This window comes from Pseudactinotalea sp. HY160 (genome assembly GCF_009372055.1).
Lineage (GTDB): Bacteria > Actinomycetota > Actinomycetes > Actinomycetales > Beutenbergiaceae > HY158.
Genome location: NZ_WHMT01000005.1, coordinates 22,273 through 40,918, shown reverse-complemented (window position 1 = coordinate 40,918; position 18,646 = coordinate 22,273). Strand labels below are relative to the sequence as shown.

Below are 18,646 nucleotides of genomic sequence, written 5' to 3'. Positions count from 1 at the left end.
AGGGGTTCGGCGCTCCTGACATCGGTCCAGCAGGCGAGGCCTGGTGGCGTCGTTCTAGATGAGGGTGAGGGTGAGCACCCCGGTGTAGGTTCCCGGGGTCGTGTTCGAGGGCACCCCGAGGTCGAGGTCGGCCGAGCAGTCGAAGCTGCCGCCCGATCCGGCACCGGTCGCCGAGCACAGCGTGCTCGCCTCGTCGAGTCCGGAGCCCGGGGGCTGGTCCTCGCCCGCGCTCACCGCGACGTCGTCTCCGGCGAGATCGCCGCCTGCGGCCACCGAGGCGGCCGGACGCCACCCGAGGTTGGCCGCATCGAGCACGTGGTCACCCGCCGGTGCGCGCAGGTCGCTCGCCTGACCGGTGAGGGACCAGCCCGCACCGGTGCCGCGGGCATCGACCACCGTGACCTGACCCAGCGCCCCGGAGACGACCTGGTCGGTGCCGTCGAGGGTGACGTCGGGCAGCACGACCGGGGCCAGATCGGCCTCGAGGCTGAGCGGGCCCGCCTTGACCGTCGTGGTCACGGTCGTCTGCGCCTCGTTGTCACCGTGGGTGAACGGGGCGAAGATCCGCGAGAACTGGTAGGGCTCGGCACCGTTGAGGCCACGGGCGTCACGCTGCAGCACCCAGAAGGAGAGCGCGAGGATGTCCTTCTGGATCGCCCAGTTGAGCACCTTGACCGCATCCTCGGTGCTGAAGGCCTCGCATGGGCCGAAGTCGGAGTTGCCGGGCATCTCGATGATCCCGATCATTCCCCAGAGTTCGCTGTCGGACTTGTCCGGGTAGAGATCGGCGAGGATTCCGTGCAGCGCCGTGCCGGCGCTGATCGTCGAGGCGGCCATGTCGTGCGGCGGACCGTCGCCGCGCCGGCAGGCGTTCGAGACCGCGTCGTAGTAGTCGAAGGTCATGATGTTGACCCCGGCGAGTTCGACGTCGTGCTCGACGGCGCTGCGGAGCAGCTTCATGCTGCCCGCGTTGAGGCCCTCGCTGGCGTAGGTGGGCTGGGTGTACACGAACTCGACCGTGCGGCCCTCGTCGGCGGCCCAGTCCTGCACGATCTTGATCGCCTGGTTGCGGCGGTCGATGGCGGCGTCGGCGCCGGGCTTGGTCAACGACCCGCCCTCGATGTCGAGGTCGATCCGGGTGAAGTCGTAGGCCTCGATCACCCGGATGAACTCCCGGGCGATCGCATTCACGTCCGTGCAGCTGTCGGCCAGCTCGGTACCGTTCGATCCGGTCCGAGCACCCCCGAAGGAGGGGAACACGTCGCCGCCGGCGGCCCGGATGGCCTCGATGCCGTCGCTATAGGTGGGTCCGATCGGGGAGTCGGACCGACCGTTCCAGTACACGGTGCAGTCCCCCGGCTGGAGGGTCTCGAGGAACGCGAGGGTCATGTACTGCGCCCCCGACTCCTGACTCACCTCGAAGAGTTCGTCGGTGGGATTGTCGTTGAAGAAATACGGCGCGAACACATGCGGGGGAATCGGATCCCCCGCTTCGGTCGGCGCCGCCTGGGCTGGAGCCGCGATGCCCGCGAGGGCGAGGCCGGCGATGGCCACGCCCGCTCCGAGGGCAGTACGGGACCGTCGGGTCCTGAAGTTCGTCATCGAACTCTCCTAATTGGAAGGAAACTTTCCTATCTGGCACAGACAACCTATGGGGGTCCGAACGCGGCTGTCAAGCCCTGTCCGCTACCGAAGAACTCGATCGATCGACTTTGGTCGAAGCGGCGGACTCCCGGCCAGCCCGAGGCTGTGACCGCTGCCCGTTCTTGACAGAAGCTGCCCGGTCTTGCGTGCTTGCGGGCACGATCGGTAATCATCCCCGGACCAAGGACGGCTCATGCTTGCAGCGACGCGGCGCGCCCGGATCGTCGACCTCGTCAGATCACACCGGTCGATCTCCAACGACGCCCTCGCCTCCGAACTCGACGTCTCGGTCGAGACGGTCCGCCGCGACCTGGACCATCTCCATCGGCAGGGCGCCCTCCAGCGGGTCCGCGGTGGCGCCGTCCGCCGGCGCACCGCGGTCTCGACCGAACCGTCGTTCCCGGCTCGGCAGGACCTCGCGGCCGCGGAGAAGAACGTGATCGCCCACGCCGCCGCGGCGCTGGTCGCCGAATCCCGCACGGTCTTCCTCGACATCGGCACCACGGCGGCCGCGGTGGCGACCGTGCTCGCCCCCGAGTTCCGGGGCACCGTGGTCACGCCCTCGATGCGGGTCGCGGAGATCCTGAGCGAGTCGGCCGCGATCGAGGTGCTCGTCCCGGGGGGCCGGGTCCGCGGCGGAGACATGTCGATCTCCGGTCCGACCGCACGCGCTTTCCTCGCCGACATCAACCCGGACGTCACCCTCCTCGGCACCGGCGGGGTCGACCTCGAGGCGGGAATCACCGACTTCGAGCTCGCCGAGGTCGACATCAAGCGTGTGGTCATGGCCAACAGCGCCCACACCTACGCCCTGGCGGACTCCTCGAAAGTCGCCGTCCGAGCCCCCTACCGAGTCTGCGACCTGTCCGAGGTCGACGCCGTCGTGACCGATCCGGGGATCTCCGAGAGTGACCGCGACGCGTTCGACTCCCACGGCATCGACGTCATCGTCGGCCCCATCCACTCCTGAAGGAACCCCATGGCCATCCTCGCAATCGACCAAGGCACCTCCGGAACGAAGGCGATCGTCGTCGACGGTGAGACGATCCTCGCCGTCGCGGACCGGGAGATCCGCCCCCACTACGGCCCGGGCGGCGTCGTCGAACAGGATCCCGGCGAGCTCCTCGCCTCGATCCTCGACTCCGCCCGTGAGGCCGTCGCCGCGGCCGGAGTGCCGCTGAGTGCGGTCGCGCTCGCGAACCAGGGCGAGACCGTGCTCGCCTGGGACCGAGAGACGGGCGAGCCGCTCACGCCGGCACTGTCGTGGCAGGATCGGCGGGCCGAGGAGATCTGCACCGAGCTGGCCGACCACGCCGCGCGCGTGCAGGCCCGCACCGGGCTCCAACTCGACCCGTACTTCACGGCTCCCAAGATGGCCTGGCTCCGGCGTCACTGGACCGCGGCCGGCGTGGTCACCACGACCGACGCATGGATCGTGCACCACCTCACGGGGCGGTTCGTCACCGACACCTCGACCGCCTCCCGCTCCCTCCTGCTCGATCTCGACCGCGTCACGTGGGACCCGGACCTCGCGCGCCTCTTCGGCCTCGACTCCGAGGAGTTCCCGCAGCTCGTCGCCAGCGACGAGATCGTCGGCACGACCACGCTCTTCGGCGGCGAGGTGCCGGTCACCGGCCTCATCGTGGACCAGCAGGCCGCGCTGCTGGCCGAGAGTTGCACCGTGGCCGGCACCGCGAAGTGCACCTACGGCACCGGGGCGTTCCTGCTGGCCAATCTCGGCCCGACCCCCACCCGGTTCGACAACGGCCTGACCACCTCGGTCGCGTGGACCCTGCGCGGCGCCACCACCTACTGCGCGGACGGTCAGGTCTACACCGCGGCCTCCGCCGTGCGCTGGCTCATCGACCTCGGCCTCATCGATTCGGCGGCCGCGCTCGACGGCGTGGCCGCCGCCTCCGCCGAGGGCGTCATGTGCGTGCCCTCCTTCGCCGGCCTCGCGGCCCCGTGGTGGAGCTCCGACGCGCGCGCCGTGCTCACGGGCCTCGGCCTCGCCTCCGGCCGCGGACAGATCGTTCGCGCCGTCCTCGACGGCATCGCCGCACAGGTCGCACACCTCGCCGGTCTCGTGGAATCCGGGGCCGGCGGGCAGTCGATCGAGCGGCTCCGGGTCGACGGCGGCCTCACCCGCTCGCGCGTGCTCATGCAGACCCAGGCCGACCTGCTCCAGGCACCGGTGGACGTCTTCGCCTCCCCCCACGCGACCGCCCTCGGCGCCGCGGCGTGCGCACGCATGGCCCTCGACCCGGCCCTGCCCCTCACCGACGCCCCGATCCCCTGGCAGCCGTCCCAGTCTCACACCCCCGCGATCGACCGCGCCGAGGCCACCCGATTCCGGTCGGACTGGCTCTCGGCCCTCACCGCGAACCTTCCCCAGGAGCGCTCATGACCTACGACATCCTCATCGTCGGAGCCGGCGTCGTCGGCGCCGCCCTCGCGCGCGGGCTCAGCCGCACGACCGCCTCGGTTGCGGTCCTCGATTCCGCGAACGACGTGGGCACCGGGACTTCCAAGGCGAACACCGCCATCCTCCACACCGGCTTCGATGCCGCGCCCGGCACGCTCGAGGCCCGACTCGTGCGCCGCGGATACCGGCTGCTCGGCGACTACGCACGGGCCGCCGGGATCGCCGTCGAACGCACCGGTGCGATCCTCGTCGCCTGGAACGAGACCGAGGTCGAGGCACTGCCCGCCCTCAAGGCCAAGGCCGAGGCGAACGGCTACGACGCCTGCCGCATCGTCCCCGCCGAGGAGGTCTACGCGGCACTGCCCCACCTCGGGCCCGGGGCGCTCGCCGGGCTCACGGTGCCCGACGAGTCGATCATCGACCCATGGACGCCGTCGCTCGCCTTCGCGACCGAGGCGACGGCGAACGGGGCGCACCTCCTGCTCGGGCGGGAGGTCACCGGCGTGAGTGTCGGAGCCTCGACCACGACGGTGCACACGAGCGCCGGGGACGTCACCACAACCTGGCTCGTCAACGCGGCCGGGCTCGGCGCCGACACCCTCGACCGGCTCCTCGGCCACGACCGGTTCACGGTCACCCCGCGCCGCGGCGAACTCCTCGTCTTCGACAAGCTCGCGGCCCCGCTCGTGACCCGGATCGTGCTGCCGGTGCCCACGGCGCTCGGCAAGGGTGTGCTCGTGAGCCCGACGGCGTTCGGGAACGTCATGCTCGGCCCGACGGCCGAGAACCTCGAGGACCGGACCGCCACGAACACCTCCGAGGGTGGGTTCGAGTTCCTGCGAAGCAAGGGCGAGCGGCTCATGCCCCGCCTCTTCGACGAGGAGGTGACCGCCTCCTACGCGGGGCTGCGGGCGAGCATCGACCACCCCGACTACCTCATCGAAGTCGACGCCGCGCAACGGTACCTGCTCGTCGGCGGCATCCGATCGACCGGCCTCACCTCCGCCCTGGCCATCGCCGAGTACGCCGAGGAGCAGCTCGCCGCCGCGGGCCTGAACCTGCCCGCCCGGCCGGATCCGGCCCCCGTGCCGGTCATGCCCAACCTCGGCGAGCGCTTCCCCCGGGCCTCTCAGCAGCCGGATCGCATCGCGGCGGACCCGAGCTACGGCGAGATCGTCTGCTTCTGCGAACGGGTGAGTGCCGGCGAGATCCGCGACAGCCTGTGCTGCGCCGTCCCCGCCGTGGATCGGGCGGGGGTGAGCCGGCGCACCCGCGCCACGAACGGGCGCTGCCAGGGATTCTTCTGCGGCGCCGCCGTCGACGCGCTCATCACCGAGCACGGCCGGGACCCCGGACCGCCCTGCCGGATCCGGCAGCCCGAGCAGAACCAGCAGCCTGAGGAGCAGGAATGACCACGAACCCGGACGTCCTCGTCATCGGCGCCGGGCCCTCCGGACTCACGGCCGCCACCGAGCTGCGGCTGCGGACCGGGGCGAGCGTCGTCGTCCTCGAGCGCGAGCGGACCGCCGGCGGGATCCCCCGCCACAGCGACCACATCGGCTACGGCATGCGCGACCTGCACACCGTGACGACCGGCCCGAGGTACGCCGCCCGGCTCGTCGACGCCGCCCTCGACGCGGGCGTCGAGCTGCGCACCGGCACGATGGTCACCGCCTGGACTCCGGAGACGGGCGCCGAATGCACGAGCCCCGCCGGCCACTCGCGCCTGCGCGGACGGGTGACCCTGCTCGCCACGGGCGCGCGCGAGCGCCCCCGGTCGGCCCGGATGATCCCCGGCGGCCGGCCCGCCGGGGTGCTCACGACCGGGGAACTGCAGAACACCGTGCACCTCCACCACCGGGGCGCGGGCACGAAGGCGGTCGTCGTCGGCGGGGAACTCGTGTCCTGGTCCGCCGTCATGACCCTGCGGGAGGCCGGCTGCGAGACGGTCGCGATGGTCACCCGCCACGCCCGCCCCGAGTCCTACGGCGTGTTCAACCTCGGGGGCCGGGCGATGTTCCGCACCCCCCTGGCGACCCACGCCCGGGTGACCCAGGTGCTCGGCCGCCACCGGGTCACCGGGGTGGAACTCGAGGACTCCCGCACGGGCGAACGCCGGATCGTCGAATGCGACACGGTCGTGTTCACCGGGGACTGGATCCCCGACCACGAACTCGCCCGGGCCGGCGGGCTCGCCCTCGACCCGGGCACCCGCGGGCCGCTGGTCGACGCGCTCGGCCGCACGAGCCACGTCGGCGTGTTCGCCGCCGGGAACGCGGTCCACCCCGTGGACACCGCCGACGTCGCGGCGCTCGGCGGCCGGCACGCGGCCGGGGCCATCGCCCGCTTCCTCGCCCACCCGGACTCCCCCGCGTGGGGAGGCGGGCTGCGGATCGAGGTCGCGGCACCGCTGCGCTGGGCCTCGCCCGGCTGGTTTCACCCGCACCTGCCGCCCGCGCGTCAGCGGATCCTGACGTGGAGCGAGGAGTACATCGGCGCACCGACCGTGACCGTCTCCCAGGCGGGAGCGGTCATCGGGCGCCGCCGCCTGCCGTGGCCCGCCTCACCCGGCCGGGTCTTCCGCATCCCGTGGTCGCTGCTCACCGGCGCCGTCCCCGGGGCGGGCCCGATCACGATCTCGCTCTGAGATCCCCCACCCCGCTTGTCCCCCCGCTCACCGGCCGACGCCGGGGGCCAGTCACGAAGGAACGCAATGACGCAGTCACTCAACCCCGAGCCGCGCTCGGGCACCCCCGACCAGCCGACGCTGGCCAAGGACCTGAGCCCGTTCACCCTGTTCGCGGTGGCGTTCGGCTTCGTGTCGATCGCCACCGGTATCTTCACCGCCTACGGCTCGGTCCTGCTCACCTCCGGGCCGCTCGGGATGTGGACCTGGCCGATCGTGGTCGTGGGCCAGCTCGCCGTCGCCCTCATCTTCGGCTCGCTCGCCGCGCGCGTGCCGGTCACGGGGTACGCGTATCAATGGGTCTCGCGCCTCGCCAACCCCGTGCTCGGCTGGATCATGGGCTGGGTCTCGTTCATGTTCCTCGGCGTGGTCGTCGTCGCCGTGGACTACACGATCGCCTCGGCCATCCTGCCCGTGCTCTTCGGCTACGTCGGCACCGCGACGAACGCCTGGGCGATCACGGCCGTGGTCATCATGCTGCAGGCCCTTCTCGTGGCCCTGTCCACCCACGCCACCCAGAAGGTGAACAACACCGCCGTCACGATCCAGCTGACCGGCATGATCCTGCTCGTCGTGCTCCTGTTCGCCGTCGGGATCGCCACCGGCCAGTTCGACGTGGCCAACCTGTTCACCAAGGCGGACATCCCGGCCGAGAGCTACTTCGGCCTCGGCTCGCTGACCCAGGTGAGCCCCTGGGCGCTCGGCTTCCTCATCGGCGCGTTCACGATCGTCGGCTTCGAGTCGGCCGCCAACCTGGCCGAGGAGACCCGCGACCCGGCCCGCGTCGTGCCCCGCGCGATGTGGCAGGCCGTACTCACTCTCGGCATCATCGGCTTCCTGTTCATCGTCGCGGTGACCGGCCTCGCCGGCGACCCGGTGGGCCTGGCCCAGTCGGCCACCCCGGTCGCCGACATCATCCAGGGAGTGCTCGGCAGCTTCGTCGGCAAGGCCCTCCTCGTGCTCGTCGTCATCTCGATCTTCTCCTGCGGGCTCGTGATCACCCTGAGCGGGTCGCGGCTCGTGTGGGCCATGTCCCGCGACGAGCGCTTCCCGGGCTGGAAGGCCTGGCGCAAGATCAACCCGAACCGGGGCACGCCGATGAACGCGACGTTCTTCATGTTCGCGATCGGCCAAATCGTGCTCGGCGTCTTCTCCTTCCGCACCGACGCGCTGTTCGCGCTGTTCTCCGCCGCGACCCTGCTGCCCGCCTGCATCTACGCCGGCACCGTGCTGCTCTACATCGTCAAGCGCAAGCAGCTGCCGCCCACCCGCGGGTTCAGCCTCGGCAGATGGGAGATCCCCGTGCTCGTCGTGGCGGTCGTGTGGCTCGTGTGGGAGCTCGCGATCTTCCGGGACGAGTCGTTCCGGGCCTCGTGGGCGTACGTGTTCGTCATGCTCGCCATCGGCGCCGTCTACTTCTCCTTCCTGCTCAAGAAGAAGGGGGTCGAGGGACTGACGATGCCCGACATGGCCTCGATCGACTCGACCCTCGACGAACTCCCGCAGGAGTCGCGCCGGCACTGATCCGAAGGGCACACGCGGGCGGTCACCGAACGCGGTGGCCGCCCGTCGGTGCAAGACCGGGCCCGCAATCGCCCGCGAGCCGATGACGCCGGAACCTTCCGCTGTTAGTGTCGGCCGAGCAGGCGGAAGAGAGGTCACTCATGCATCTGGCTCCATCCGACACAGAGAAGTTGCTGCTCAGCGTCGCGGGCATGATCGCGCGCGACCGGCGCGGACGAGGAGTCCTGCTCAACCATCCCGAGGCAACGGCGCTGCTGTCGTGCTGGGTGATCGAGCGGGCGCGGGAGGGGGCGATGGTCGCCGATCTCATGGCCGAGGGGCGCACGGTCCTCGGCCGGGAGGAGGTCATGGAGGGCGTGCCCGAGATGATCGGCGACATCCAGGTCGAGGCCACGTTCCCCGACGGCCGCAAGCTCGTGACGATCACGGATCCGATCCAATGATCCCCGGCGAGATCCGCACCCGGCCCGAGCCGCTCGAGATGAACTCCGGCCGCGAGCGCAAGCCGCTCGTGGTGGTCAACGGCGGTGACCGGCCCATCCAGGTCGGCTCCCACCTGCACTTCTCCGACGCGAACCCGGCGCTGCAATTCGACCGCGAGGCGGCCGTCGGCTTCCGCCTGGACATCCCCGCCGGCACCTCCGTCCGCTTCGAGCCGGGCGTGAGCCGCACCGTCGATCTCGTCGCCCTCGGCGGCCGGAGGCACGTGCCCGGCCTGCAGCTGCGCGACCGCCCCCTCGAGGGGCACGCCGTCGAACGCGAGCCGCGCCGCGTCGTCCCCTTCGGCACGCCCAATACCGAGAGCGAGAAGCCTCCGCGGGCGATGGGGATGCACATCCGCATCAGCGACGACGCCCCCGACGCCGCCGATGTCACCGGAGAGTCCGAGGAGGAGCCCTCATGAGCTGGATCGACCGTCGTCAATACGCCCAGCTGTACGGGCCCACGGTGGGTGACCAGATCCGGCTCGGTGACACCGACCTGTGGATCGAGATCGAGGAGGACCGCACCGCCGGCGGGGACGAGACGTCCTTCGGCGGGGGCAAGACGATCCGCGAGTCCATGGGCCAGGGGTCGACGCTGCGCTCCGAGGGCGCCCTCGACCTGGTCATCACCAACGTGGTCGTGCTCGACCACTGGGGCATCGTGCGCGGCGACGTCGGCATCCGCGACGGGCGCATCGTCGCCGTCGGGAAGGCCGGCAATTCCGATGTCATGGACGGGATCACGGCCGGGATGCAGATCGGCCCGAGCACCGACGTCATCGCCGGCGAGGGGAAGATCCTCACCCCGGGCGCGATGGACACCCACGTGCACTTCCTCAGTCGGCTCGAGATGCACGAAGCCCTCGCCACCGGGATCACCACGGTCACCGGCGGCGGCACCGGCCCGACCGAGGGCTCGAAGGCCACGAGCGTGACGCCCGGGGCGTGGTCGCTGGCGATGATGCACCGCGCGCTCGATCATCTCCCGCTCAACGTCATCCTGTTCGGCAAGGGCAGCACCGTCTCCCAGGCGGCCCTGGCCGAGGAGGCGCTCGCCGGCGCCGGCGGCTGGAAGGTGCACGAGGACTGGGGTGCGACCCCGGCGGCGATCGACGCGTCGCTGCGGGCGGCGGACGAGTTCGGGCTCCAGGTCGCGCTCCACGCCGACAGTCTGAACGAGACCGGCTACGTGCAGGACACCCTCGATGCGATCGCCGGCCGCGGCATCCACGTGTTCCATGCCGAGGGCGCGGGCGGGGGCCACTCCCCCGACATCATCACGGTCGCGGCCGAGGCGAACGTGCTCCCCGCCTCGACCAACCCGACCCTGCCGCACACGGTGAACACGGTCGACGAACACCTGGACATGCTGCTCGTGGTCCACCACCTCAACCCGCGGGTGCCCGAGGACCTCGCCTTCGCCGAATCCCGGATCCGCGCCTCGACGATGGCCGCCGAGGACATCCTGCAGGACATGGGCGCCCTGTCGATCACCTCCTCCGACGCGCAGGCCATGGGCCGCATCGGAGAGCTGATCACGCGCACCTGGCAGGTGGCGCACGTGATGAAGAACCGGCTCGGGCGTCTCGACTCCGAGCTGCCCGCCGACAACGAGCGGGCGCGCCGGTACGTGGCCAAGTACACGATCTGCCCGGCCGTGGCGCACGGGATCGACCACGAGATCGGCTCGATCGAGTCGGGAAAGCTCGCCGACGCGGTGCTGTGGGATCCCGCGTTCTTCGGCATCCGGCCCTGGGCGGTCATCAAGGGCGGCGCGATCGTGGCCGCCCCGCTGGGCGACCCGAACGGGGCCGTGCCCAACCCGCAGCCCGTGTTCGTGCGCCCGACACTGCCCGCCGAGGCCTCCTCGGCCGCACGGCTGGCCACCACCTGGGTCTCCCCGGCCGCCCTCGAGGACGGCCTGGCCGACCGGCTCGGCCTCACCCGCCGCCTCGCCGCCGTGCGCCCGACCCGGGAGATCGGCAAGAAGGACATGCCCAACAACACCGCCCTGCCCGCCCTCGACGTGGATCCGGAGACCTTCGCGATCACGATCGACGGCGAGCTCGTGCGGCCCCAGCCCGTCTCCGAGGTCCCGCTCGCGCAGCGGTACCTCATGTTCTGACGGCGCCGATGGCCGGAACGCTCGGAGCCCTGCTCCTGACCGACGGGCGCCTGCCCTCGGGCGGCTACGCCTATTCCGGCGGCCTGGAGCCCGCGCTCGGTGCCGGGCTGGCCCCCGCGGACATTCCCGCCTATATCCGTGCCCGCGCCCGGACCGTGGCCCTGGTGGAGGCGAGCGCCGCCGTGCTCGCGCAGCGATCGGCGCTCGACGCCCCCGACCGCCTGGCGCGGGTTCATGAGGCGCTGCTCGCACGCACCCCGAGCGAGCCGCTGCGGGAGATCTCTGGATTCCTGGGGCGGGGCCTGCTTCGGATGGCCCGGCGCCTGTGGCCCGACCATCCCGGCGTGATCGCGCTGCGCGGGATCGACACCCCGCTCCGCCCGATCGCGCTCGGGGCCGTCGCCGCCGCCATGGGCATGAGCGCGGAGGCGCTGGCCCGCGCCAGTTTCTACGACGACATCCAGACGGTCACCTCGGCCACCCTCAAGCTCGCCCCGATCGACCCGGTGGACACGGTCGGCTGGCTGATCGACCTCGAGCCACTCATCGAGGCCCTCATCGCCCAGGTCCTCGCCATCGACACGGTCACCGACCTGCCCGCCCTGACCGCCCCATCGGCCGAACAGTGGTCCCTCGATCACGCCGGCAAGACAAGGAGAATCTTCCGTGCCTGAGAACAACACCGCCACCCGGCGCGCCATGCGACTGGGGGTCGCCGGCCCCGTCGGGACCGGCAAGAGCACCCTGATCGCCACGATGTGCCGCGCCCTCGCCGACGAGCTGAGCATCGCCGTGGTGACCAACGACATCTACACCGACGAGGACGCCCGGCTGCTGCGCGCGGCCGGAGTGCTCCCGATCGAGCGCATCCACGCGGTCGAGACCGGCGCCTGCCCCCACACCGCGATCCGCGACGACATCACCCCGAACCTGCTCGCCGTGGAGGACATCGAGGAGGAGTTCGCCCCGCTCGATCTGGTGATCATCGAGAGCGGCGGTGACAACCTCACCGCGACGTTCAGCCCCGCGCTCGTGGACGCCCAGATCTTCTGCCTCGACGTGGCCGGCGGCGGGGACGTCGCGCGCAAGGGTGGGCCGGGGATCGAACGCGCCGACCTGTTGCTCGTGAACAAGATCGACCTGGCCCCCTACGTCGGCGTGGATGTCGAGCGGATGGTCGCCGACGCCCGCGCGGCCCGCGGCGGGTTGCCCGTGCTCGCGATGAGCCAGCACGACCAGCACACGATCGCCGCCCAGGCCGAGTGGGTGCGCACGATCCTCGACGACTATCGGCACGGGCGGCACGTCCCCCGCGACCCCGGCCCCATGGCGCCGCACTTCCATGCCGAAGGCGAGGAACATGGGCACAGTCACGCCGACGGCGAGGAACATGGGCACAGCCACGCCGAAGGCGAGGAACATGGGCACAGTCACGCCGACGGCGAGGAACATGGGCACAGTCACGCCCGGCCCGGGGCATCGCTCGGATGACCCGGCCGACGCGCGCGCGGGTCCACCTCGTCGACGGCCGCGCGCGGTTCACCGACCTCGGCGTCGGCACGTACCTGCGCCCGCGACCGATGGACGTCGACGGCGCCTCGGCCCGGCTCGCGCTCGTGGGCACGTATGCCACCCTCCTCGCCGGCGACGACCTGCGCATCGACCTCGAGGTCGGCCCCGGCGTGTACCTGGAGGTGATCGAGCCGTCGGGGACCGTGGCGTATCACGTGCAGGGCGGCGTCGCCCACTGGAGAGCCGATGTCACGGTGGGGCCGGGGGCCCGGCTCGTCTGGCCCGCGTCCCCGTTCGTGATCACCGCCGGGGCGAACCTCGTGCGGCACACTCACGTCGAGCTCGCCGCCGGCGCCCGGGCGCTCCTGCGCGAGACCCTCATGTTCGGGCGCACCTATGAGGCGACGGGCGGCCCGCTGCGGTCCACCACGCACGTGAACCACGACGGCCACGCCCTCCTGGTCGAGGATCTGGACCTGCGCGCCGCCCCCGACCGGGAGCTGCCCGGCATCATGGGCCCGAACCGGGCGATGGCCTCGGTGCTGCTGCTCGGCTCCCGCCCGGACCGGGTCACGGGCGGCCACGAGACCCGGTTCGCGGGCCCCGGGGCGATGGCCCGCGCGCTCGCTCCGCACGCGCACACCGCCGAGGAGTCCGTGGCCGGCTCCTGGGACCGCTGGCACGAGGAGTTCCTCGCCCCGGAGTCCCCGGCGTCCCCAAGGTCGTCAGGGTCATCGGAGCCCTCAGCGTCGTCAGGGTCCTCAGCGTCGCCAGCGCCCTCGGAGCCCTCGGAGCCCTCGGAGCCCTCGGAGCCCTCGCTCATCCCGGACCCGGCCCCCGCCCTGGCAGCTGATTAGCACCGGGCGCCGAATGCGGGATGCTGTCGAGGGATCGGGCCGGAGCCTTCACGCAGTCCCGGGTTCGGCAGCGGGTCGGCCCGTTCGCTCGAGCTCGTCCAGCTCGAGCACTCGATCCGCGAACGCCCCGAGCAGCAGCCGGTCGTGGCTGACCACGAGCACCCCCGTGCCCGCCGCGGCCAGGCCGCGCAGCAGGTGCGCGATCGTGGCGGTGGCCGCGGCATCGAGCATCGCGGTCGGCTCGTCGCAGATGAGGTAGTCGGGAGCGGCGGCGAGGCTGCGGGCCAGGCACGCCCGCTGCAGCTGCCCCTCGGACACCTGCCCCGGCAGCCGGTCGAGCAGGTCCTCGGTCAGCCCGGCCCGGCGCGCGAGGGCGGCCGCAGTCACCCGGTCGGTCCGATCGGCAGAGCCGGCCCGGCCCGCCCGGCCCGCACCGTGGCGGATCGGCTCGGTGATGATCCGTTCGAGTCGCCGGCGGGGATCGGTCGCGGTGCGCGGGCTCTGGTGCACGAGCCCGACGCGCCCGTCCATGCGCCCGCGCCGCGTCGCGACGGCCACACCGTCGACCGTGACGCGGCCGCTGCCGGGCATCCGGAGGCCGGTGAGGATCCGGGTCAGGGTCGTCTTCCCCGCGCCCGAGGGCCCGCGCAGCCCCACGACCGTGCCCGGCTCGACCCGCAGGCTCACGGCCTCGAGCACCCAGGGCCCGCCGGCGTCGTAGCGGAAGCCCACGTCAGCGGCCACGAGCGCCATCCTCACCTCCCGCGGTGGGGCCCGCGGCCGCGAGCCGGTCGGCGAACGAGTAGTCCGCGGGCAGGTCGGTCAGCTCGGGCGGCAGCCCGGGGATCGGCTGGAGCCCGCGGGAGGGCAGCGCCGCGAGCAGCGCCGCCGTGTAGGGGTGAACCGGATGCGTGAGGACGGCGCCCGCTCGCCCGGTCTCGACGATTCGCCCCGCGTACATGATCGCCAGGTGGTCGGCGACGCCGGTCGTCTCGATCGCCTGCAGGTCGTGGGTGATGATCAGGACCGCGGCGCCGGCGTCGGCCACCTCCCGCAGGAGCGCCAGGATCCGCCTCGACAGGTCCGGGTCGAGGCCGGCGGTCGGCTCGTCGGCCACGAGCACCCGTGGGTTCCCGGCCAGGGCGGCCGCGACGGCGGCCCGCTGGGCCATCCCGCCGGAGAGTTCGTGCGGATACAGCCCCGCCACGGCGGCGGGGAGCCCGACGCGCGCGAGCAGGTCCGCGGTCGAGGCGGCCGCTTCACCGGTGGGCAGGAGGGACGCGGCCCCACCGTCCCGGCCGGGGCCGCCGATCCGGCGGGGCGGGTGGGAGCCACGGGAACTGCGGGCGCTGTGGGGACCGCGGGCACTGTGGGGACCGTGGGGACCGCGGGGCCGGGTGGCCCGGAGCGCCTCGTCCAGCTGGCTGCCGAGCGTGCGCACGGGCGTGAACGTGGTCGCACCGGACTGGGCGGCGAACCCGAGGAATCGTCCGCGCAGCGGCCGCCACCGATGGTCCGCGGCGCCGAGCATCTCGGTGCCGGCGACGCGGATCGACCCGCTCGCCCGGGTGCCGGGCGGCAGGAATCCGCACAGCGCCGAGGCGAGGGTCGTCTTGCCGCTGCCGGATTCGCCGGCGAGCACGGTCACGGTGCCGGGCATGAGGTCGAGGCTCACGTCGGTGGCCGCATGCACCCAGGACGCACCGGCCGGCAGCCGCAGGGTGAGCCGCGCGACCTGGATGGGCGCGGCCGGGGCGGGCTGCGTCGTCCTCACGCGATCGCCTCGCGTGGCCGGCGCCCGCGGGCGGCGGCCCCCAGGCCGGCGACGGCGAGGGTGGTGAGCACGAGCAGGCCGGCGGGCGCGGCGAAGGACCACCAGGCGCCGGTGAGCAGATCACCGCGAGAGATCTCCAGCAGGGTGCCGATACTGGGCCGGTCCGGGGAGAGCCCCAGGCCGAGGAAGCTCAGCGTGGACTCGTGCCAGATCGCGTGCGGGAGCATCATCACGAGCGCGATGCCGGCCTGCGGGAGGGCGGCGGGCACGAGGTGCTCACGCAGGACGCGTCCACGGGTGGCGCCCCACAGGTAGGCGGCCTCGACGTAGTCGGCCCCGCGCACGGTGAGCATCTCGGCGCGGACGATCCGGGCGATCTGGGGCCAGTGGGTGAGCGCGATCGAGGCGATGATCGCGGGCACGGACCCCCGGTAGAAGGCCACGAGCACGATGCCGAGCAGCAGGTGCGGGAGGGCGTTGACGGCGTCCGTCAGGCGCATGACCACGGTGTCGAACCGGCCGCCCATCGTGGCCGCCAGTGCCCCGACCGCTCCCCCGGCCGCGGTCGCGACCACGGCGCACACGGCCGCGATGATCAGCGAGATCCGCAGGCCCGCGGCGGTGCGCACGAACAGGTCGTAGCCGGAGTGGTCGGTCCCGAACCAGTGCGCGGCGCTCGGGGGCTCGAGCGCGCGGGAGAAGTCGGCGGTCGCCCCGCCGGCGAGCCAGGGCACGACGATCGCGTAGCCCGCGACCAGCGCGAGCACCGTGAGCGGCACCCCGAACCGGCCCATGCGGGCGCGGCCGGTCCATCTGATGGGGGTCCGGCGGCGGGAGGGCGCGGTCCGGGTCGGCTCAGACGTCACGGCTCACCCGGGGGTCGAGCAGGAGGTAGGCGGCGTCGGCGAGAAGGGAGCCGGCGAGCACGGCCGCGGTGGTGGCCACGGTCAGGGCGGCGAGCAGCGGCAGGTCGAGCGCCTGGGCGGAGGTGACCACCGCGCCGGCAACGCCGGGCCAGGCGAAGATCTCCTCCACGAGCACGGCGCCGACGATGAGCTCGGGCAGGCGCGCTCCGATGATCGTCACCAGCGGGGCGAGCGAGACGGGCAGCACGTGGGCGGCCACGATCCGTGCCGGCGCCAGCCCGCGTGAACGCGCGCCGCGCACGGCATCGGAGCCGACCGAGGCGGCGACCGAGGCGCGCACGGACAGGAGCAGCCACGGGAGCTGGCTCAGGGCGAGCACGAGCATGGGCAGCACGAGGTGCGCGGCCACCGACCCGACCGTGGGTGCCCGGCCCGGCGCGCTCGCCCCACCCGCCGGGGCCCAGCGCAGCAGCACGGCGACGACCGCGACGCCGCCGAGGGCGAGCACGAACGGTGGAATCGCCTGGATCACCACGGCGCACCCGGAGCAGATCCGATCGAGCGGCGAGCCGGGCCGCAGCCCGGCGAGCGTTCCGCCCACGAGCGCCGCGGCGACCGCGATCACCAGGGCACCGGCGGAGAGCAGCACGGTCCAGCCGAGCCGCTCCCCGATCACCTGGGTGACCGGGGCCGAATAGACCCGCGACCAGCCCAGGTCGCCGCCGAGCAGGTCCCCGGCCCACGCGAGCCAGCCGTGCCACCACGACGCGTCGAGGTCGAGGTGCTCGCTCATCGACGCCTTCTGGGCGGTCGAGGTGTGCTGGTACCGGTCGCCCAGGTAGGCGGCCAGCGGGTCGAACGGCGAGCGGGACGCGAGCACGAACACCCCCGCCGAGACCGCCACGAGGATCGGCACCGCCGCCGCGAGCCGCCGGCCCCCGAGCCGGGCCAGGTCGCCGCGCCGGCGCCGCCACCTGCCCCGTGGTGGGCTCCCGACGGCGGCCCTGGCAATTCTGTCGGCTGGGTCAACTCTGTCGATCGTGTCGGTCGGGTCGGTCATGGCGAGCCGCGCCATCCCGCCATATTCCACCAGGGCCCCCACGTGACCCCGTGGGAATGGGGCTCGAGCACGAGGGGCCCGCGGTCCCAGTCGTCGTCGGCGATGACGTAGGTGTGGTCGAGGAAGGTGAGCAGCACGTGCGTGGGGTGGTCGATGTACGCGGCCTGGGCGGCGCGGTAGGCCTCGGCCCGTTCGCCCTCCTCGAGGCTGCGGCGTGCCCGGTCGAGCGCGGCGTCGACGCCGGGGATGGTCAGCCCGGCCGGGTTGTCGTACGGCGCGGTCTCGGGGCCGCGGGAGTGCAGCACCCCGTACAGCTGGGTGTCCAGGTCGTAGGGCTTGTCGCCGCCGCCGAAGAGGATGGCGACGTCGGGGAGGCGGGCGTCCATGCGGTCCCACGAGGCGCCCTCGAGTTCCACCCGGATGCCGAGCGCGGCCATGTCCGCGGCGAAGGCGGTGGCCACATCGCGCCGCAGGGAGTCCGAGGCCGGATACATGAGCGTGAACTCGGCCCGGTCGTCGCCGCGTTCGCGGATCCCGTCCGGGCCGGGCAGCCACCCCGCCTCGTCGAGCATTGTCCGGGCCCGGTCGGGGTCGTAGGCGAAGGTGGCCGCGGGGTCGAAGGCGTCGCCGTAGACGGCGGCGGCCGGGGTGTGGGCGGGCCGGCCGCGGCCGGCGAGCACGTCGGCGATGAGCCCGGCCCGGTCGGCCCCGAGGTTCATCGCGATCCGGGCGGCCTCGTCGGCCGTGAACGGATTCGTGGCCGGCAGGGACACCCCGCGCCAGTCGGCCGAGCGCGCGGAGACCACCTGGACGCCGTCGACGCCCTCGAAGGTGGCGGCGAGCCGGGGCGGGAGCACCGTGCCGTCGAGGCCGCCGGCGCGCATCCGCTGGGCGCGCGCGTTGTCGTCGGGCAGGTGGGCGACCACGAACCGGCTCACCTCGGGCTCACCGCGCCAGTAGTCCTCCCGGGCCTCGAACACAGCCTGGTCGGCGCTCAGGTCGGCCAGCACGTACGGTCCGGTGCCGATCGGGGCGCGGTTGAGGGCCGAGTCGACCGCGGGGCCTCCGGTCAGGGCCTCGGAGGGGGCGATGCCGAGCAGGAGGAGCACGGGGAAGGCGCTGTAGGGATGGGTGAGGTCGAAGCGCACGCGGTGGCGGTCGAGCGCGGTGACCGACCCGATCACGTCGTAGGCGGCGGCGACGGCCGACGCGGACGCCGGGTCCGAGACCGCCTCGTAGGTGGCCACGACGTCGGCGGCATCGAAGGCGGACCCGTCGGAGAAGGTGACCCCCTCGCGCAGGTCGACCTCCCAGCGGGTGCTGTCCGCGTTGCCCACGGGGTCGGCGGCTGCGAGCGCCGGAACGAGGGCGGGCAGGGCGCCGTCCGTGCTGGATTGCGGGCGCAGCAGGCCGTCGTAGAGGGGAGAGACACCCAGCTCGCCGTAGCCGTTGATCGGGTTGTAGCCGCCCAGGGGCTGGGGGTCGCCGAGCACGAGGGTCTCGCCCGCCGCCCCCGGGTCCTCCCCGCCGGCGCCCGACCCGGCGCCCGACCCGGTGGCGGGGCCGCCCGTGCACGCGGCGAGCGAGAGTGCGGCGAATGCCCCCGCTGCGATGCGGGCTCGTGTCGCTGGCGCTCTCACGCGGAGCCTTCCGATCGGGTCATGACGATCGGCCGAGTCTAATCTGAA

17 protein-coding genes are annotated in these 18,646 nt (G+C 72.9%); 11 read left to right on the top strand and 6 right to left on the bottom strand.

From position 1 onward, the window contains the following. Positions 1 to 54: 54 nt before the first annotated feature. On the bottom strand, positions 55 to 1,602 hold the full coding sequence (locus GCG21_RS06730; RefSeq protein WP_152818509.1) for a glycosyl hydrolase family 18 protein: 1,548 nt from the start codon (positions 1,600 to 1,602) through the stop codon (positions 55 to 57). Between the two features lie 235 nt (positions 1,603 to 1,837). Here GCG21_RS06730 and GCG21_RS06725 point away from each other — a divergent pair, with 235 nt between their 5' ends. The 11 genes from GCG21_RS06725 (at position 1,838) to GCG21_RS06675 (ending at position 13,258) form a co-directional block, all read left to right on the top strand. Then, positions 1,838 to 2,614 (top strand): DeoR/GlpR family DNA-binding transcription regulator, encoded by a 777-nt coding sequence (locus GCG21_RS06725; protein ID WP_152818508.1) that lies wholly within the window; start codon positions 1,838 to 1,840, stop codon positions 2,612 to 2,614. A gap of 9 nt (positions 2,615 to 2,623) precedes the next feature. Next, positions 2,624 to 4,051, top strand: a complete 1,428-nt coding sequence (locus GCG21_RS06720; protein WP_152818507.1) for an FGGY family carbohydrate kinase — start codon at positions 2,624 to 2,626, stop codon at positions 4,049 to 4,051. Continuing rightward, positions 4,048 to 5,481, top strand: a complete 1,434-nt coding sequence (locus GCG21_RS06715; RefSeq protein ID WP_152818506.1) for an NAD(P)/FAD-dependent oxidoreductase — start codon at positions 4,048 to 4,050, stop codon at positions 5,479 to 5,481. Before GCG21_RS06720 ends, GCG21_RS06715 begins: the two co-directional genes overlap by 4 nt. Then, complete coding sequence (locus tag GCG21_RS06710) at positions 5,478 to 6,716, top strand: NAD(P)/FAD-dependent oxidoreductase (protein ID WP_152818505.1); 1,239 nt, start codon at positions 5,478 to 5,480, stop codon at positions 6,714 to 6,716. Before GCG21_RS06715 ends, GCG21_RS06710 begins: the two co-directional genes overlap by 4 nt. A gap of 66 nt (positions 6,717 to 6,782) precedes the next feature. Beyond that, positions 6,783 to 8,279 carry an APC family permease gene (locus GCG21_RS06705; protein WP_152818504.1) on the top strand — a complete coding sequence of 499 codons (1,497 nt, stop codon included), beginning with the start codon at positions 6,783 to 6,785 and terminating at the stop codon, positions 8,277 to 8,279. 140 nt (positions 8,280 to 8,419) lie between these two features. After that, positions 8,420 to 8,722 carry an urease subunit gamma gene (locus GCG21_RS06700; RefSeq protein WP_152818503.1) on the top strand — a complete coding sequence of 101 codons (303 nt, stop codon included), beginning with the start codon at positions 8,420 to 8,422 and terminating at the stop codon, positions 8,720 to 8,722. Continuing rightward, positions 8,719 to 9,183, top strand: coding sequence for an urease subunit beta (locus GCG21_RS17220; RefSeq protein WP_152818502.1), 465 nt, complete (start codon positions 8,719 to 8,721; stop codon positions 9,181 to 9,183). Before GCG21_RS06700 ends, GCG21_RS17220 begins: the two co-directional genes overlap by 4 nt. Continuing rightward, complete coding sequence (locus tag GCG21_RS06690) at positions 9,180 to 10,889, top strand: urease subunit alpha (RefSeq protein ID WP_152818501.1); 1,710 nt, start codon at positions 9,180 to 9,182, stop codon at positions 10,887 to 10,889. Before GCG21_RS17220 ends, GCG21_RS06690 begins: the two co-directional genes overlap by 4 nt. 8 nt (positions 10,890 to 10,897) lie before the next feature. Next, a complete protein-coding gene (locus GCG21_RS06685) occupies positions 10,898 to 11,563 on the top strand; it encodes an urease accessory protein UreF (RefSeq protein WP_152818500.1) in 666 nt (221 codons plus the stop codon). Beyond that, entirely contained in the window at positions 11,556 to 12,380 is an 825-nt protein-coding gene (ureG, locus tag GCG21_RS06680; protein ID WP_370517357.1) for an urease accessory protein UreG, read from the top strand. The genes GCG21_RS06685 and ureG overlap by 8 nt, the downstream gene beginning before the upstream one ends. After that, positions 12,377 to 13,258, top strand: coding sequence for an urease accessory protein UreD (locus GCG21_RS06675; protein ID WP_152818499.1), 882 nt, complete (start codon positions 12,377 to 12,379; stop codon positions 13,256 to 13,258). The genes ureG and GCG21_RS06675 overlap by 4 nt, the downstream gene beginning before the upstream one ends. Before the next feature lie 48 nt (positions 13,259 to 13,306). Here GCG21_RS06675 and GCG21_RS06670 read toward each other — a convergent pair whose 3' ends face one another. From GCG21_RS06670 to GCG21_RS06650, 5 genes are read right to left on the bottom strand one after another with little or no spacing between them, the layout of a single operon-like run. Beyond that, positions 13,307 to 14,002, bottom strand: coding sequence for an ABC transporter ATP-binding protein (locus GCG21_RS06670; protein WP_370517356.1), 696 nt, complete (start codon positions 14,000 to 14,002; stop codon positions 13,307 to 13,309). Then, positions 13,992 to 15,032: an oligopeptide/dipeptide ABC transporter ATP-binding protein gene (locus tag GCG21_RS06665; protein ID WP_370517355.1), complete on the bottom strand. Its 1,041-nt coding sequence runs from the start codon at positions 15,030 to 15,032 to the stop codon at positions 13,992 to 13,994. The genes GCG21_RS06670 and GCG21_RS06665 overlap by 11 nt, the downstream gene beginning before the upstream one ends. Next, positions 15,029 to 15,898 (bottom strand): ABC transporter permease, encoded by an 870-nt coding sequence (locus GCG21_RS06660; protein WP_370517354.1) that lies wholly within the window; start codon positions 15,896 to 15,898, stop codon positions 15,029 to 15,031. The genes GCG21_RS06665 and GCG21_RS06660 overlap by 4 nt, the downstream gene beginning before the upstream one ends. Then, positions 15,888 to 16,958 carry an ABC transporter permease gene (locus tag GCG21_RS06655; RefSeq protein WP_152818654.1) on the bottom strand — a complete coding sequence of 357 codons (1,071 nt, stop codon included), beginning with the start codon at positions 16,956 to 16,958 and terminating at the stop codon, positions 15,888 to 15,890. Before GCG21_RS06655 ends, GCG21_RS06660 begins: the two co-directional genes overlap by 11 nt. Beyond that, positions 16,955 to 18,598, bottom strand: a complete 1,644-nt coding sequence (locus GCG21_RS06650; protein ID WP_370517353.1) for an ABC transporter substrate-binding protein — start codon at positions 18,596 to 18,598, stop codon at positions 16,955 to 16,957. Before GCG21_RS06650 ends, GCG21_RS06655 begins: the two co-directional genes overlap by 4 nt. Positions 18,599 to 18,646: the final 48 nt, after the last annotated feature.

Coding starts and splice junctions, on each gene's coding strand:
- GCG21_RS06730 (WP_152818509.1), bottom strand. CDS start 1,602: ATGACGAACTTCAGGACCCGACGGTCCCGTACTGCCCTCGGAGCGGGC.
- GCG21_RS06715 (WP_152818506.1), top strand. CDS start 4,048: ATGACCTACGACATCCTCATCGTCGGAGCCGGCGTCGTCGGCGCCGCC.
- GCG21_RS06725 (WP_152818508.1), top strand. CDS start 1,838: ATGCTTGCAGCGACGCGGCGCGCCCGGATCGTCGACCTCGTCAGATCA.
- GCG21_RS06700 (WP_152818503.1), top strand. CDS start 8,420: ATGCATCTGGCTCCATCCGACACAGAGAAGTTGCTGCTCAGCGTCGCG.
- GCG21_RS06685 (WP_152818500.1), top strand. CDS start 10,898: ATGGCCGGAACGCTCGGAGCCCTGCTCCTGACCGACGGGCGCCTGCCC.
- GCG21_RS06710 (WP_152818505.1), top strand. CDS start 5,478: ATGACCACGAACCCGGACGTCCTCGTCATCGGCGCCGGGCCCTCCGGA.
- GCG21_RS06675 (WP_152818499.1), top strand. CDS start 12,377: ATGACCCGGCCGACGCGCGCGCGGGTCCACCTCGTCGACGGCCGCGCG.
- GCG21_RS06655 (WP_152818654.1), bottom strand. CDS start 16,958: ATGACCGACCCGACCGACACGATCGACAGAGTTGACCCAGCCGACAGA.
- GCG21_RS06720 (WP_152818507.1), top strand. CDS start 2,624: ATGGCCATCCTCGCAATCGACCAAGGCACCTCCGGAACGAAGGCGATC.
- GCG21_RS06690 (WP_152818501.1), top strand. CDS start 9,180: ATGAGCTGGATCGACCGTCGTCAATACGCCCAGCTGTACGGGCCCACG.
- GCG21_RS17220 (WP_152818502.1), top strand. CDS start 8,719: ATGATCCCCGGCGAGATCCGCACCCGGCCCGAGCCGCTCGAGATGAAC.
- GCG21_RS06705 (WP_152818504.1), top strand. CDS start 6,783: ATGACGCAGTCACTCAACCCCGAGCCGCGCTCGGGCACCCCCGACCAG.